Source organism: Actinomyces faecalis (assembly GCF_013184985.2).
GTDB lineage: Bacteria > Actinomycetota > Actinomycetes > Actinomycetales > Actinomycetaceae > Actinomyces > Actinomyces faecalis.
Genome location: NZ_CP063418.1, coordinates 1,459,771 through 1,475,685 on the forward strand (window position 1 = coordinate 1,459,771; position 15,915 = coordinate 1,475,685).

Genomic DNA, 15,915 nt, shown 5'->3' on the forward strand with positions numbered 1-15,915 from the left:
GCTACCGTCTCAGGCGGACAGGGCCTGGGCGACCACGTCGAGGGCCTGGCTGAGCCGGGAGGCGTCCTGACCGCCGCCCTGCGCCACGTCAGGCTTGCCACCGCCACCGCCGCCCAGCACCTTGGCGCCGGCACGCACCAGGTCACCTGCCTTGGCGCCCTGCTCGCGTGCCGCGGCGTTGGTGGCCACGATGATGAGCGGGCGCTCACCCGAGACACCGCCCACGGCGACGACGGCAGGCTCGCTGTCTCCCAGGCGCTGGCGCACGTCCAGCACGAGGCTGCGCAGCGCGTCAGCCGAGCCGACCGGGCCCAGGCTCGCCGAGGCCAGCACGTACCCGCCCACGCGAGCCGCGCCGTCGGCCACCTCAGCAGCCTTGGCCACCATGGCTGCCTGCTCAGCAGCAGCAAGCTTCTTCTCAGCGTCCTTCAGACGCGTCATCAGCGAGGCGATGCGCTCGGGCAGCTCGTCGGCCCGGCCCCCTACCAGCGCCGTGACCTGGGAGACCAGGGCGTGCTCCCTGGCCTGGAAGTCGTAGGCGCCCTCACCCACCAGGGCGTCGATACGTCGCACACCCGAGCCGATCGAGGACTCCCCCAGGACCGCCACGCGGCCGATATGGCCGGTGGAGGGTACGTGCGTGCCACCGCACAGCTCCTTGTCAAAGCCGTCACCGATGGTGACCACGCGGACCTCGGTGCCGTACTTCTCGCCGAACAGCGCGATGGCACCGGCCTGACGGGCCTCGTCCAGGCTCATGACGTCAGTGCGCACGACCAGGTCCTGGGCCAGCGTGTCGTTGACCAGGGCCTCGATGTCACCCACCTGGCCGGCCGACAGCGCAGAGCCGTGGCGGAAGTCGAAGCGCAGGCGGGACGGAGAGTTCTCGCTACCCGCCTGGTCGGCGTGCTCGTTGACCACCTGGCGCAGGCCCGCGTAGACCATGTGGGTCGCGGTGTGCGCCCTGGCGATCGCCAGGCGGCGGGCGGAGTCGATCTCGGCGTAGGCACGCTCGCCCAGCGCGATCGTGCCCTCGGTCAGCCGACCACGGTGGACGGACAGGCCACGGATCGGGGCCTGGACGTCAACGACCTCGACGACACCGCCGTCGGCCAGGCGGATGACGCCCTGGTCGGCGAGCTGGCCGCCCATCTCAGCGTAGAAGGGGGTACGGTCCAGCACGACCTCGACCTCAGCCGGTGCCGTGACCGCGGGCTGTGGCACGCCGTCGACCAGGAGGCCGGTGACACTGGCCTCGGCGCTGGACTCCGTGTAGCCCAGGAAGGTGGAGCCACCACCCATCGCCTTCTCGATCTCCTGGAAGGCACGGATGTCAGCGTGACCCGCCTTCTTGGCGCGGGCGTCAGCACGGGCCCGTTCCTTCTGCTCGGCCATGAGGTTGCGGAAGGCAAGCTCGTCGACCTCCACGCCCTGCTCAGCAGCCATCTCCAGGGTCAGGTCGATGGGGAAGCCGGAGGTGTCGTGCAGCTCGAAGGCGACCGAGCCAGGCACCACCGGCTTGGTCCCGGAGTCCTTGGCCTTCTCCTTGGCGGCGGCCACCGCCGTGTCCAGGATCGTCGTGCCTGCGGCCAGGGTGCGGCGGAAGGCGTCCTCCTCGGCGTAGGCGACCTCGCAGATCTGCTCCCAGCCGGTCTCCAGCTCGGGGTAGGACAGCTTCATGACGTCCTTGGAGGCAGTCAGCAGGGTCGGCATCGCGGCGTCGCGGACACCGAGCAGACGCATCGAGCGCACCGCGCGGCGGATGAGGCGGCGCAGCACGTAGCCGCGGCCGTCGTTGCCCGGCCGGACGCCGTCGCCAATGAGCATGAGGGCGCTGCGGACGTGGTCAGCCACCACGCGCATGCGCACGTCGTCCTCGTAGGCCTCGCCCGCGCTGGGACCGGCCGCGCCCAGGCCGTAGCGCTTGCCGCTCATGGCCTCAGCGGCAGCGATGACGGGGTAGACCTCGTCGATCTCGTACATGTTGGGCTTGTCCTGCATGATGAAGGCCAGCCGCTCCAGACCCGCACCGGTGTCGATGGCGGTCTGGTCGAGCTGGCCCACCAGCTCGAAGTCGTGGCCCTCGCCCTCCCCGCGCAGGAACTCGTCGAAGACGAGGTTCCAGATCTCCAGGAAGCGGTCACCCTGGGTGTCGACCACCGGTCCGCCGTCAGGACCGTACTCGGCACCGCGGTCGTAGTGGATCTCGCAGCAGGCTCCAGCCGGTCCGGGCTGGCCGGTGGACCAGGAGATCTCCTCGAAGGGAAGCTTCTGGACGTGCTGCTCCGGCACGCCGATGACCTTGGTCAGGTGGTGGAGGGAGACCTCGTCCCTCTCCCAGATCGTCATCCACAGACGGTCCCCGTCCAGTCCGTACCTCCCCTCGGACCGGGGCCCGGTCAGCAGGTCCCAGGCGTAGGAGATCGCCCCCTCCTTGAAGTAGTCCCCGAAGGAGAAGTTGCCGTTCATCTGGAAGAACGTGCCGTGACGGGTGGTGCGGCCGACGTTGTCGATGTCGTTGGTGCGGATGCACTTCTGCACCGAGGCCGCACGGGGCCAGGGCGCCTGCTCCGTACCCAGGATGTAGGGGATGAAGGGCACCATGCCGGCGACGGTGAAGAGGATGGAGGGCTCCGGGGAGACCAGCGAGACCGAGGGACGGATCTCGTGGCCCTGCGAGGCGAAGTAGTCCAGCCAGCGTGAGCGGATCTCGGAGGTACGCATAGGAGTGTGCTCTGTTTCCTCGGTGGGGATAGGTGAAGGACCGGGGCTGAGACTACCCCGGATGCACCGGGCGCCCCGAACCGGCCTGCGGTTCGGGGCGCCCGGCTGCGTCACGCGGGGGTGTCAGCGCGAGTAGTACTCAACGACCATCTGGACGTCGCAGGTCACGGGGACCTCGTCACGCTTGGGGCGGCGCACCAGGGTGGCGGACAGCTTCTCCAGCTCGACGGTCAGGTACTCCGGGACCGGGGGCAGCACGTCGCGGTGCGTGCCGGCAGCGGCGATCTGGAAGGGGACCATGACCTGGGAGCGCGGGCGGACCTGGATGGTCTGGCCGGGCTTGACGCGGAAGGAGGGACGGTCCACGACCTTGCCGTCCACCATGATGTGGCGGTGGACGACGTCCTGACGGGCCTGGGCGATGGTGCGGGCGAAGCCGGAGCGCAGGACGAGGGCGTCCAGGCGCATCTCGAGCAGCTCGACCAGGGACTCACCGGTCAGGCCCTTCTCGCGACGAGCCTCCTCGAAGACGCGCTGGAGCTGAGCCTCACGGATACCGTACTGGGCGCGCAGACGCTGCTTCTCCTTCAGACGCACGGCGTAGTCGGACTCAGTGCGGCGGCGGGCGCGGCCGTGCTCGCCGGGGCCGTAGGGGCGCTTCTCGAAGTAGCGCACGGCCTTGGGGGTCAGCGGGATGCCGAGGGCGCGGGACAGACGCACCTGGCGGCGGGAGCGGGAGGAGCTCATGAGTCTCTTCTTCCTGTCGGATCGTGTCGCACGCCGGCAGCGGGTGCTTCCGGCGCGGGGTCAGCCACAGCGGGCCAGGACCCCAGGACTGCCGGTGCGGCCGAGGGCGTACCGGCAACCCGGATACCTTAGCCAGCCCAGCACCCGGCAGGCGAGCCGTGACGCCCCGGTGTGAGACGTTCCTCAGCGCTGTCCGGGGTCGGGCTGGCGGCGGCGTCGGCCGTGCAGGAGGGTGTGGATGACGACGGCAAGGAGGAAGAGGCTGAAGGCGAGGTTGCCTGCGGCCGGGCTCAAGGCTGCCGCCGCCCTGACCCCCAGCGGCGCCGCTGCCGCCGCAGCCGCGCCCACGAGGGCGCCCGCACGCAGGTCGACCAGGCCGTGGCGCGCGTTGGACCAGGTTCCCACGATCCCCGTCGGGACCATGACCAGCAACGAGGTGCCCCGCGCCACCAAGTCCCCCACGCCGACGACGATCTCCGTCCCGGGAACGATGACGCTGCCCCCGCCCACGCCCACCAGGCCGGAGAGCACGCCCGCCCAGGCGCCCACGAGCACCAGGCCCGCCCCACGGGCCAGACTCATCTCCAGGGCTGCCTCACGCACCGGGACCCGCAGCTGCTGGGAGACGATGACCAGGGCGACGAAGCCGATGAGGGTCCACGGCAGCATCCGCTCGGGAAGCCTGCGCAGCAGCCAGGTCCCCACCTGGGCACCCGCGAGGGACCCGGCCACGAGCAGCGCGGCCCCGGCCAGCCAGACCTCGCCCCTGGCGGCGTAGGAGGCGGACCCCACCACGGCAGTGACCACGATGGCGGCCAGGGAGGTCGCCGCTGCCCTGCGCTGGTCCATACCTCGCAGGGCCACCAGCGCGGGCACGATCACCAGTCCTCCACCCACACCGAACAGGCCGGACAGGAAGCCGGCCACGAGCCCGGTGGCCAGGGTCGCCAGGACCCCTCCCGCGCCTGGCGCGCGTCTGGATGCGCTCACTGCTGCCCCAGGATCCGGCGCACGGCCTCCACACGCGCCGCCAGCCGCTTCTCGTGCCCGTGGGTGGTGGGCTCGTAGTAGCGCGTTCCGACCAGCTCGGCGGGCAGGTACTGCTGGGAGACGACGGCGTGCGGGAAGTCGTGGGGGTAGAGGTAGCCCTCCCCGTGGCCCAGCGCCCTGGCCCCCGCGTAGTGGGCGTCGCGCAGGTGAGGTGGCACCGCTCCCCCCTTGCCCGCTGACACGTCGGCCAGGGCCTGGCCGATCCCCACCGTCACGGCGTTGGACTTGGGCGCGGTCGCCACGGCCAGCGCAGCCTCGGCCAGGACCAGCTGCGCCTCCGGCATGCCGATCAGGGCCACGGCCTGCTGGGCCGCGACCGCCGTCGTCAGCACCGAGGGGTCAGCCAGTCCCACGTCCTCCGCCGCGTGGATCGTGATCCGGCGAGCGATGTAGCGCGGGTCCTCTCCCGCCGCGATCATGCGAGCCAGGTAGTGCAGGGTCGCGTCCGGGTCCGAGCCTCGCATGGACTTGATGAAGGCGCTGATGACGTCGTAGTGCTGGTCGCCCTGCCTGTCGTAGCGCACCGCAGCGACGTCCGCGGCCTGCTCGACGTCAGCCAGGGTGATGACCGGTGGCTCGCCGTCCTCGCCGTCCGCGCCCTCCTCGCCGCGTGACGAGGCGAGCACCGCACCGGCCGCCGCCTCCAGGACGGTCAGCGACTTGCGTGCGTCCGAGCCCGCCATCCGCACGATCTGCTCACGTGCCTCGTCCTGGATGCCGACGGCGCCGCCGAGCCCACGCTCGTCAGCCAGCGCCCGGTCCACGACCTCAGCCACGTCCTGGGCGCCGAGAGGGTGGAGAGTCAGTAGCAGTGAGCGCGAGAGCAGCGGGGAGACCACCGAGAAGCTGGGGTTCTCCGTCGTGGCGGCCATGAGGGTGACCCACCGGTTCTCCACGCTCGGCAGCAGGGCGTCCTGCTGGGAGCGGGAGAAGCGGTGGACCTCGTCGACGAAGAGCACCGTCTCCTCCCCGGTGGAGGCCAGCAGCCTCCTGGCCTGCTCGACGACGGCGCGCACGTCCTTGACCCCCGCCGTCACCGCGCTGAGCTCGACGAACCTGCGTCCTGAGCCGCGTGCCACGAGGTAGGCCAACGTGGTCTTGCCAGTGCCTGGAGGACCCCACAGGACCACCGAGGAGACCCCCGCGCCTGCCGCCGGGCCGTCGTCGGGCGGACAGACCAGGCGCCGTAGCGGCGATCCGGGGGCCAGCAGGTGGTCCTGACCGACCACCTCGTCCAGGGTACGTGGACGCATCCGCACGGCCAACGGGGCGTGCGGGTCCACCGGCAGGCCGACCTCGTCCCGCCCAGCGCTGTCAAACAGGTCCACGAGTGCAGACCCTATCCCGTTCCCGGTGCCGTGGCGGGTGCCTCTGTCCGCCCGGTAATGGGACAATGGGGTCATGCTCACCTGGCTCGCACGACGTCTGCTCAAGGACGCCTGGATCGTCGTCGCGGTCTGGGCCGGTCTCGCGGTCCTGCTCGCGGCCCTGGCGCTGACCGGCTTCGGAGGCAAGGGGCTCTTCGACCGTCTGGAGACCAGCTCGGCGATCATCGGCGGAACCGAGTCCGCCCAGGGTGAGGAGATCATCTCCACCCTGACCGGGGACGGTCAGACAGTCAGCCTCCTGGTCACTGGGGTCGACATCTCTGAGGACAGCACCCAGGAAGCCGTGGCTGCGGCGCTGGAACCGGTGCACAAGGAGCTGGGGGCCCTGGTGGGGCCGACCAATGTCCTGGACCCCTTCGTCGTGCCAGGAATGCTGGAGCAGCCGGCTGCCAGGGTCCTGGCGTCCAAGGACCTCGACGGATTCCTCCTCATCGTCACGGTGGACCCCAACGGTGAGGAGGTGGCCTCCGATGAGGGCACCGAGTACCAGGAGAATGTGGACAAGCTCGTCAGGCAGGTGGAGGACCGCCTGGCACAGGTGCCCGATGAGCTGCACGCCATCAGCCCCGACGCGCACGGCATCGTCTCTGACGACCGCCTCCTGGCGGCTGCCGTCAACGATCAGGTCGAGGCTGACCTCGTGCGCGGCGAGCTCATCGCCCTGCCGCTGACCCTGCTGGTGATGGTGCTCGTCTTCGGCGGCTTCCTGGCGGCGGGGATGCCTGTGCTGGGGGCCCTGTCCTCGATCGCGGGGTCCTTCGGGGTCCTGTGGCTGACCTCCTTGCTCGTCGACCTGCAGTCCTTCGTGGTCAACATCGTCAGCGTCATCGGGCTGGGTCTGTCCATCGACTACGCGCTTCTCATCACCTCGCGCTACCGCGAGGAGCTGGCGGGACTGAGCGCCCAGACGCACGAGCCGGCGGAGGGGGGCAGGATCCGGCGTCGGCGCCGCAGCCGCCGTAGCGGTCCGCTGGCCGAGGCCATGACGACGACGGTCACCACCGCCGGGCGGACGGTCCTCTTCTCCGGCCTGACGGTCGCGATCTCCCTGTTCTCGCTGCTGCTCATGGGCACCGACGTCCTGCGCTCCATCGCCGTCGCCTCGATCGCCGTCGTCCTGATCGCCGTCGCTGCTGCCCTCACCCTGGTACCAGCGGCCCTCGTGCTGCTGGGCGAGCGGCTGCAACGGCCCTCACCCTTGAGACACCTGAGGGTCCTCGGCACTATCCAGCGCCACCTTGGGGACGTGACCCGTCAGGAGGGCTTCTTCTCCCGGCTGGCGCGCGCCGTCCACCGCGTGCCGTGGCTGGTGCTGACCGCCTGCGTCATCCTGCTGCTCGTGCTGGCCCTACCGGCGCGCTCGATGCACATGCTGACCTCCACCACTGAGCTGCTGCCGAGCGCCTCGGACCAACGCACCTACCTCGCCGTCCTCCAGGAGGACTACCCGGCGGCCCGGCAGCAGGACGCCACCCTCATTATCGCTGCGACCGGGCAGGAGGTCACGACCTTCATCAACGACCAGGTGGCCACCGCTCCCGGTGTCGAGGCGGTCCTCCAGTCCGCTACCGCCGGCCAGTACACGGTGGTCTACCTGGACCTGGCCGGGGACGGGACCCAGGCCTCCTCCGAGGAGGCTGTCCAGGCCGTGCGCGACCTGGCCGCTCCGGCTGACACCTGGGTGACCGGCCAGGCAGCCAGCCAGGTCGACTTCCGCTCCGCGGTGCTGGACGGCCTGCCCTGGGTCGTGGCGGTCATCGCGCTGGCGACCTTCGTCCTGCTCTTCCTCATGACCGGCTCCGTCCTGGTCCCGCTCAAGGCACTGGCGATGAACGCGCTGTCCCTGGCGGCCTCGGTCGGCGTGGTGGTGTGGGTCTTCCAGGAGGGCCACCTGACAGGGCTGCTCGGCTTCACCCCGATCGGGGGCGTGGAGGCCTATGTCGTGGTGACCGCCGTGGGTGTGGGTTTCGGCCTGGCGATGGACTACGAGGTCTTCATCCTGGCGCGGATCAAGGAGTACTGGGACGCTGGCTGTGACAACGACACCGCTGTCGAGCGCGGGCTGCAGCACTCGGGCCGTGTCGTGACATCGGCTGCACTCATCATGGTGCTGGTCTTCCTCGGCTTCGTGGGCGGGGACCTGCTCGTCATCAAGCAGGTCGGTCTGGCCCTGGCCGTCATCGTCGCGCTGGACGCCACGGTGGTGCGCATGCTGCTCGTGCCCGCCACCATGACCCTGCTAGGCCGGTGGAACTGGTGGGCGCCGGCTCCGATGCGTCGCCTCTACGAGCGCTACGGCATCAAGCACTGAAGGCTTGCCCGGTCCTGGAGCCGTCAGATCAGGCTGACGTCCCCGGCGCCCTCGCGAGCGACCTCAGGGACGTCGCTGGTCAGGTCCACCACCGTCGTCGGCTCGGTGGAGGTCACCGGTCCCTCGATGACGACGTCGATGAGGTGGCCCAGGGCGTCCTCGATCTCCCAGCCGCTGGTCTCAGGCTCGTCGTTGCCGGGCCGGATGAAGGTCGAGGACAGGATCGGGGCGCCGAAGCCGGCCACGAGCGCCTGGGTGATGGCGTGGTCAGGGATGCGCACGCCCAGCGTGTGCTTCTTGGGGTTGAGCGTCATCCGGGGGACCTCCTTGGTGCCCTTGAGGATGAAGGTCCACGGCCCCGGCGTCAGGCGCTTGATGAGGCGGAAGGCGTTGTTGCCCACGATCGCCAGCGGCCCGGCCTGGGCGAAGTCGGCGCACACGAAGGTGAAGTTGTGCTTGTCATCGAGCTGACGGATGGCACGGATGCGGTCAAGCCCCTCCTTGTTCCCCGGTGCGCAGGCCAGCGCGTAGCCGGAGTCCGTGGGGTAGGCGACCAGGCCGCCGTCGTCAAGCGTGTCCACGACCTTGGACACCAGACGGGCCTGCGGGTTGACCGGGTGGAGCTCGATGTAGCGCGACATGACCCTATTGTGCTCCAGATCTCCCTACCTGGGACAGTTCCCTCCCCCTGGCCGAGACCGTACGTTTAAGAGAGCGAGACCGTCGGCTCTCAGGCGGGTATCTCGATGACCCTGTCCGCGATCTGGGTGACCAGCGGGTCGTGGGAGGCCAGGAGGATGGCGCAGCCGTGGTGGGCCTGGTCGTGTACGAGCTCTAGGACCAGCTGCGTGGAGGCTGAGTCCAGGGCGGAGGTTGGCTCGTCCAGGCACAGCAGGCGCGGGTCGGCCAGCACTGCCCGTGCCAGGCTCACACGCTGACGTTCCCCTCCGGACATGCGTCCCAGTCGTGCCCCCGGGTCACTGATACCGAGGCGGTCAAGCAGGACCAGTGCCTTGTGACGAGCCAGGGTGCGCTGCCTGCGGCCCCGGCCTCGCAGGTGCGGGGCTAGTCCTAGCGTGACGTTGTCGACTGCGCTGAGCTCCTCCAGACCGGGGTTGTCCTGGGAGACCAGGCCGAGGAACCCGCTGCGTGTGGCAGCCAGGCGCCCCGGCGCCTGCCAGGGCAGGAGCCTTCCCTCCCACCGGACCTGACCAGCTAAGGGGCGTAGCAGGCCGCAGGCGGTGCGTAGCACGCTCGTCTTGCCGCAGCCCGAGCGTCCAGCCAGGCAGACGATCTCGCCTGCTGACACCTCCAGACAGAAGCCGGAGACCACGCTCAGGCGGCTGCCATCGCGCCTGGTGAAGGCGATCTCGACGTCCTGGAGGGCGAGGGTGGGAGGACTTGCTTCCCCGAGTGGCTCAGGGGCTGGCTGGTGAAAGGACGGGCTAGTCACGCAGCGCCTCCTCGGGGCGGTCACAGGCAAGGATGACGAGGACCCTCGTGGTCAGGACGAGGATGAGCGCGCTCCCGGCGCAGGCGAGTGCGAGCGCACCCGCCTGTCCGCTCAGTACTCCGACCTCCACCGCGGTGAGCACGGTCACTGGTAGGAGCAGAGTGACTGGCAGGTGCTCCCATGCCCAGCGTGCGGTCTCGCACAGCACCCGTTCCTGGCGCAGCCAGCCCGAGGCCGCTAGCAGGCGGTGGGCACGCTGGGAGGAGCCGGACTCGTGGCGCAGGGTGGAGACGAGGATGCTGAGGGTGGCGGCGAGGCTGAGCAGGACCAGGGCCCCTGTGGCGAGCCGTGACACGCGCAGCACCGATGAGGCCAGCTCGGAGAAGCCGGCGCGTTGTGAGAAGGTCTCCAGGACGGTGATGAAGCCAGCGCCTGCCAGGGCGGCCAGCACGACGGCGGCGCTGGTCGTCAGGGCGGCGGACGGCCGGGTCCTGGCCACGCCCAGCCGCACCGCATGCCATACGGCTGCGGCCCGCGTGCTGTGGGGTGCTGGTGTGGTTGTGGCGGGAGCTGTGTCCGGAGCCGGGACGTAGGCTCGGGCCGTCGTAGGCAGCTGCCTCATGTCCCCGGCCTGGAGGCGCATGCGGGTGGTGGCGGGCCGGCAGGCCACGGACACCTGTGCCAGCACGAGCAGGCCCAGGACCAGCACGTACAGGAAGGCGGTCGCCGCGGCCCCGGAGCCCAGGCCGGCTGGCACGGCCAGACGGGTGGAGACGGCGACGGCGCCTGCCGCCAGCCCCAGCAGGAGCGCGGCGCCGGGAAGCTCGCGGCGCAGCAGGTAGCCGGTCACCTGGCGCCTGCGCCACCCGGAGTGGAGCAGGAGCCGGGCCGTGCGCTGCCGGTGGATCCCTGCCCGCAGCTCGCTGAGCAGGGCGACGAGGCCGGTACTGGCCAGCGCGGTGGCGGTGATAAGCGTGGTGCCCCAGGCTGAGGTGGTGGTGACCCTGGTGTCGGCGCCGAGCTCGCTCCAGGTCTCGGTTGCCTCGCCGTGCCAGGCGTGCGGCGCCGAGCCTGACAAGGTGACGGAGACGGTCGCGGGAGAGGCACCGCGAAGGACCGTCGGGGTCAGGCCCATGCTGGCCACGCGGGAGGCGACCTCCTCAATCCTGCTCTGGGGGAGGCAGCCGTCAGCGTCCCGGGTGAGTCGAAGCCTGACGGTGCCCGCAGTGGGGCGGGGGCGGCCGGCCACGGTCAGCGTGTCCAACGCGGCGTCGGGCAGCACGGTGGCGGCGGGAGCGGTGACGGCGCCTGTGCCGTTGAGAGTGGGCGCGATCTGTCCCTGGGCGGTCGCCAGCGTCGTGGCAGCGAGCGGGTCCGCCCCGGTGATTGAGGACCGCTCCGGGTGGTAGGTGGCAACCGGGATGAGACCGGGAGCCAGGTACTGGCCCGCGTCAGGGCGGGTGGGGCGGTAGACCTCCTCCTGCCAGACCTGACCATGTGTAGTCGGGGCTCTAGCGGGCAGGAGCTCAACGGCAGGCTGGGAGGAGGAGGTCCGGCGGGACAGTGGCAGCAGCAGGGTGCGTTGTGTGGGACGTCTGAAGGAGAGGTCAGCGCCAGGAAAGGAAGCCAGGCCGCTGGCAGGAGGCTCCTGGCCCTCGACGAGCCGGAAAGGGTGAGCGGGATGACGCCACAGGAAGGCCGGGCCGGCCACTGCTGAGGTAACGCCTGGTCCGATGGAAGACAGAGAGGAAAGGACGGCTCGATCATGATCGGTCAGGACCGTGCAACCCAGCGCATCAGGGCCCTGCCCGGTGACCATAGGGCAGGAACCGTTCTCCCCTTCGCCGAGCGTTGCGTCAGCGGTCTCCAGTCTTGCCGCTGTCACGGAGACCGAGATAGTTGGCAGGGCACCACTGGCAGCCGTGACCACCGGGACCGGGATGCCCGAGGTGGTCGCTGCCTGGGAGACACTGGCGGGCTCGTAGGTGAGATCCGGGTCGTAGGGATGGACGACGCTGTGGATCCCCTCGGTGCCGAGGGTTGTCATACGCTGCCACGCGTCCGCCAACGTGTCCATCGCCTCAGCCGTCTCCTGCGCTCCCGCGGCTCGGGCGAGGGCCGCCTCGGCCTGGGGGTCCAGGGCGACCAGGGAACTGGGCGAGGGGACGAGCGGGGCATGGAAGGACAGGGCTGAGGAGGACAGGGCTGAGGAGGACAGGGCAGCCGAGGAGTAGCCGTTGTCGGCGGAGCGTACTGTGATCTCCTCAGCCTCCCGGTGGAGGTAGGCGCGTGCCCCCGTATCCAGGAGGGGACGCCCCCGCTGTGTGCCGAGGAAGAGCGTGGTGGGGTCCGAGGTGTGGGTCCCGGTCCCATCGGTCACGGAATAGGACGCCTCCGCCCGCCAGGCGTCTAGGCCGTTGTCATCCGTGCCCGTCACCGGGAGCAAGGTGCTCAGCGTCTGGGACCGCTCGTCGCTAGCCAGGTCCAGGTAGGTCACGGGAGCGGCAACCTCGACGCCAGGCAGGGCACGCAGCTGCTCCACCTGAGCAGGTGTGATAGTGCCTGGCGTCATCCAGGCATCGGGTGCCAGCATGGGGACACCGCCGACCATCGTGACTGGAGAGGCGGAGCCGTCGGTCACGAGCAGATCAACCGCCTGATCACGGGCTCCGTTGACTAGTCCCTGCACGCTGACCTCCGTGCCTGAACCGACCAGGCACGCCCCGAGGACCGCAACGCCCAGGAGCGCACTCGCACTCAGCCGACTGCGATGCGGGCTGACAACATCACCATCCCGCTTACGCAAGGTCTGCGGGCGTGGACAAGCACCTGATCAGGGTACGAGTGACATACACGCACCCAGGCGGCGGATTGTTGTAGTCGAAGCCTGGAGGACCAGGGTACGGGCGCGGAGGGGCTGCCGCCGCCATCGGCGTCGTTACGACTGCAAGAAGGGAGACGGCAGTAAGGAGTCCAAGAAGCTTTCGGAGCATGGCGAACGATCCATTCGCGGGGACGAGGCTGGGGCTGTTGACCCTAACACGTTGATATGACACACGTCTTTCGTCTGTGTGGTATGTGCGGCCAGCATGCGACCGTGCGCTCGTCAACCGCCACCTCCACCACAACCTGATCCCCCACAGTTGACGGCTCACTACATCAGGAGCTCCTGCCTTGACAACAAGAGTACGTGATCTACATCATATTGCAGTCAGTCTTATCCGGCTCGCCGGAATCATCAAAGAACGCCTGCTGGAAAACGGCGCACCCACGTCGAATGAGCATGCAGCCAGCACGTCGAATTCCTTGAAAGTGACACCTGATCATGGAAAATGCATCCTTAGCCTTGACCACATCAGTATTCCTCGAGCTGGTGCGCAGCGCACCGCTGTGGATCATCGCAATTTCACTGGCGGTCGCGGTCTTTCATTACGTCAAGAAAGACCGATAGCCCTTGGAGGCACGTCCCCACCTGGATACAGCCCCCACGAGAGGTGACGCGAACCGTCTAGGGCCCTGGCGTGGTGCAAGGTAGGTGCCCACAGCGCAAGGAGTAGTCGAACAGGGACAGACCAGCCCTCACGGTCCATAGACCTCGGCGGCGACCACAAGGCTGCCCGACGGTAGCGCAACGGCAGGAAAGGACCTCTTCCCAGCTGAGGAAACAGGCGAGGGGGGGTGGTCTCGATGACATAGCAAGAGGTGGAATCTGACTACCCGTCAACTACCTAGGATCACCTCGCCCAAGAGCGTGACAGCCGCTGCATGTCGATGACGCCATCTTTTCCCAGAGCGACCGCTCCACCATGACCGACACCGGACACCGGGTGCTCGCACGGGCCGGTAAGCGTGTCCTACGGCCTGGTGGTCTGAGACTCACCACCCGTAGGCTGGAGCAGGCTCAGGTCACCGCACCGTCGTCGGCCCACGCGGTGGCACTGTCATCAACGCCAGAGCCCACGAGACGGGGCTGCCTGCCGCAGCTGGGATAACCCCGGATGACATTGACCCGACCCTCACCGAGGTGCTCCGCAAGCGGCTCGCGCCGACCATCCGGGTCAATGTGCGCCCACTGACGGAGGCGGAATGGCGGCGAGTCCTCGCGATGCGCGCGGCCTTCAAGGACTACCGCGATCAGTTCACGGGCACTGCCATCGTCGCACGCAAGCCTGACACTGAGCCCGCCTGAGCCGGGATCGAGAGCACTCCATGCCCGGCACCGGTGCTTTCTTGCCCCGTACCAACGCCGCCTGACGCATGAGACCGGATGGTCCTGAGTCGTACCCAGGACCATCCGGTCCCCTGCGTCAGAGGAAGGCTCAGTCCGTCTTGGCCGGTGCCTTGGCGTCCCTGTCCTCAGGCACGGCGTCGACGCCGGCCTCCTTGCGCTGCTCGGGGGTGATCGGAGCAGGCGCCTCAGTCAACGGGTCATAACCACCACCGGACTTGGGGAAGGCGATGACGTCGCGGATCGAGTCGGCGTGGGTGAGCAGGGAGACGATGCGGTCCCAGCCGAAGGCGATGCCACCGTGCGGCGGGGCGCCGAACTTAAAGGCGTCGAGCAGGAAGCCGAACTTCGCCTGGGCCTCCTCCTCACCGATGCCCATGACGTTGAAGACACGCTTCTGGACGTCGTTGCGGTGGATACGGATCGAGCCGCCGCCGATCTCGTTGCCGTTGCACACGATGTCGTAGGCGTAGGCCAGGGCGTTGCCGGGGTCCTTGTCGAAGGAGTCCAGCCACTCAGGCTTGGGCGAGGTGAAGGCGTGGTGGACAGCGGTCCAGGCGGACTTGCCCAGCGCCACGTCTCCCTCAGCCTTGGCCTCGGCCGAGGGCTTGAACAGGGGCGCGTCCACGACCCACACGAAGGACCAGGCGTCCTCGTCAATGAGTCCGCAGCGCCTACCGATCTCTAGACGAGCGGCGCCCAGGAGGGCACGCGAGGCGTCCACCGAGCCGGCGGCGAAGAAGATCGCGTCGCCCGACCCCGCGCCGGCGGCCTCAGCCAGGCCCGCGCGCTCGGCCTCGGTGATGTTCTTGGCCACCGGGCCGCCCAGCTCCCCGTCCTCGGAGACGGTGACGTAGGCCAGGCCCTTAGCACCACGCTGCTTGGCCCACTCCTGCCAGGCGTCAAAGGTACGACGCGACTGGGAGGCGCCGCCGGGCATCACGACGGATCCGACGTACTCGTTCTGGAAGACGCGGAAGGTGGTGTCCTTGAAGTACTCGGTCAGGTCCGTCAGCTCCAGGCCGAAGCGCAGGTCGGGCTTGTCCGAGCCGTACCTCTCCATGGCGTCCTTGTAGGTCATGTGCGGGATCGGGGTGGGCAGGTCGTATCCGATCAGCGCCCAGACCTCCTTGAGCACGTCCTCGGCGACCGTGATGACGTCCTCCTGCTCGACGAAGGACATCTCGATGTCAAGCTGGGTGAACTCGGGCTGGCGGTCGGCGCGGAAGTCCTCGTCGCGGTAGCAGCGGGCGATCTGGTAGTAGCGCTCCATCCCGGCCACCATGAGCAGCTGCTTGAACAGCTGAGGGCTCTGGGGCAGGGCGTACCAGGAGCCCGGCGCCAGGCGCGCGGGCACGAGGAAGTCGCGCGCGCCCTCAGGGGTGGAGCGCGTGAGCGTCGGGGTCTCGATCTCGACGAAGTCGTGGCTGGCCAGGACCGTGCGCGCAGCCTGGGAGACCTGGGAGCGCAGACGGATGGCGTGCTGCATGGAGGAGCGACGCAGGTCGAGGTAGCGGTACCTCAGCCGTGCCTCCTCGCCCACGCTCCCGGCGTCCTCGGCGTGGTCGGAGACCTGGAAGGGCAACGGAGCAGCGGGGTTGAGGATCTCGACGTCGGAGACGACGACCTCGATCTCGCCGGTGGGCAGGTTGGGGTTGGCGTTGCCCTCGGGGCGGGCGCTGACCTCGCCGGTGACCTTGAGGACGTACTCGGCGCGCAGGTCGTGGGCGACCTCCTCGCGGATGACGACCTGGGCGATGCCCGAGGCGTCACGCAGGTCGATGAAGGCGACGCCTCCGTGGTCACGGCGGCGGTCCACCCAGCCGGTGAGGGTGACGGCCTGGCCGATGTCAGTGCTACGCAGGCTTCCTGCGGTGCGGGTTCGCAGCACGGGTTGTGGTCCCTTCCGTTGGGGGCGCATGGTTCCGGCGCCCGGCGGAGCGCACCGCGAGACGGGCGGGCACTGAGGGTGATCCTAGCGCTCGCCCCTCCGGCGCCCGACGACGCAGGTCCG

General features: G+C 69.3%; 10 protein-coding genes. 2 read left to right on the plus strand and 8 right to left on the minus strand.

What is annotated here, in order from left to right:
- Positions 1 to 9: 9 nt before the first annotated feature.
- From alaS to HRL51_RS06195, 4 genes are all read right to left on the minus strand, one after another.
- The gene (alaS, locus tag HRL51_RS06180) at positions 10 to 2,724 is read right to left on the minus strand and encodes an alanine--tRNA ligase (protein WP_172120087.1); all 2,715 of its coding nucleotides are present in this window, start codon (positions 2,722 to 2,724) and stop codon (positions 10 to 12) included.
- A 123-nt stretch (positions 2,725 to 2,847) separates the two neighbouring features.
- Positions 2,848 to 3,471: a 30S ribosomal protein S4 gene (gene rpsD, locus HRL51_RS06185; protein ID WP_172120088.1), complete on the minus strand. Its 624-nt coding sequence runs from the start codon at positions 3,469 to 3,471 to the stop codon at positions 2,848 to 2,850.
- Between the two features lie 183 nt (positions 3,472 to 3,654).
- Complete coding sequence (locus HRL51_RS06190) at positions 3,655 to 4,461, minus strand: sulfite exporter TauE/SafE family protein (protein ID WP_172120089.1); 807 nt, start codon at positions 4,459 to 4,461, stop codon at positions 3,655 to 3,657.
- On the minus strand, positions 4,458 to 5,849 hold the full coding sequence (locus tag HRL51_RS06195) for a replication-associated recombination protein A (protein ID WP_172120090.1): 1,392 nt from the start codon (positions 5,847 to 5,849) through the stop codon (positions 4,458 to 4,460). Before HRL51_RS06195 ends, HRL51_RS06190 begins: the two co-directional genes overlap by 4 nt.
- Before the next feature lie 73 nt (positions 5,850 to 5,922).
- Between HRL51_RS06195 and HRL51_RS06200 the strand changes: the two genes are divergently transcribed.
- Positions 5,923 to 8,220 (plus strand): MMPL family transporter, encoded by a 2,298-nt coding sequence (locus tag HRL51_RS06200; RefSeq protein WP_172192627.1) that lies wholly within the window; start codon positions 5,923 to 5,925, stop codon positions 8,218 to 8,220.
- Positions 8,221 to 8,243: 23 nt separating this feature from the next.
- Here the strand turns inward: HRL51_RS06200 and HRL51_RS06205 are convergent, their stop codons facing one another.
- From HRL51_RS06205 to HRL51_RS06215, 3 genes are all read right to left on the minus strand, one after another.
- On the minus strand, positions 8,244 to 8,861 hold the full coding sequence (locus HRL51_RS06205) for an L-threonylcarbamoyladenylate synthase (RefSeq protein WP_172120092.1): 618 nt from the start codon (positions 8,859 to 8,861) through the stop codon (positions 8,244 to 8,246).
- Positions 8,862 to 8,950: 89 nt separating this feature from the next.
- Positions 8,951 to 9,673 (minus strand): ABC transporter ATP-binding protein, encoded by a 723-nt coding sequence (locus HRL51_RS06210; RefSeq protein ID WP_172192630.1) that lies wholly within the window; start codon positions 9,671 to 9,673, stop codon positions 8,951 to 8,953.
- Entirely contained in the window at positions 9,666 to 12,362 is a 2,697-nt protein-coding gene (locus tag HRL51_RS06215) for a hypothetical protein (protein ID WP_172192632.1), read from the minus strand. The genes HRL51_RS06210 and HRL51_RS06215 overlap by 8 nt, the downstream gene beginning before the upstream one ends.
- Positions 12,363 to 13,697: 1,335 nt before the next feature.
- On the opposite strand from HRL51_RS06215, the gene HRL51_RS11735 reads away from it, so the two are divergent.
- Positions 13,698 to 13,862 carry a hypothetical protein gene (locus HRL51_RS11735; protein ID WP_244960116.1) on the plus strand — a complete coding sequence of 55 codons (165 nt, stop codon included), beginning with the start codon at positions 13,698 to 13,700 and terminating at the stop codon, positions 13,860 to 13,862.
- 130 nt (positions 13,863 to 13,992) lie between these two features.
- On the opposite strand, the gene aspS is transcribed toward HRL51_RS11735, so the two are convergent.
- The gene (gene aspS / locus HRL51_RS06225) at positions 13,993 to 15,792 is read right to left on the minus strand and encodes an aspartate--tRNA ligase (RefSeq protein WP_172192634.1); all 1,800 of its coding nucleotides are present in this window, start codon (positions 15,790 to 15,792) and stop codon (positions 13,993 to 13,995) included.
- Positions 15,793 to 15,915 lie beyond the last annotated feature (123 nt).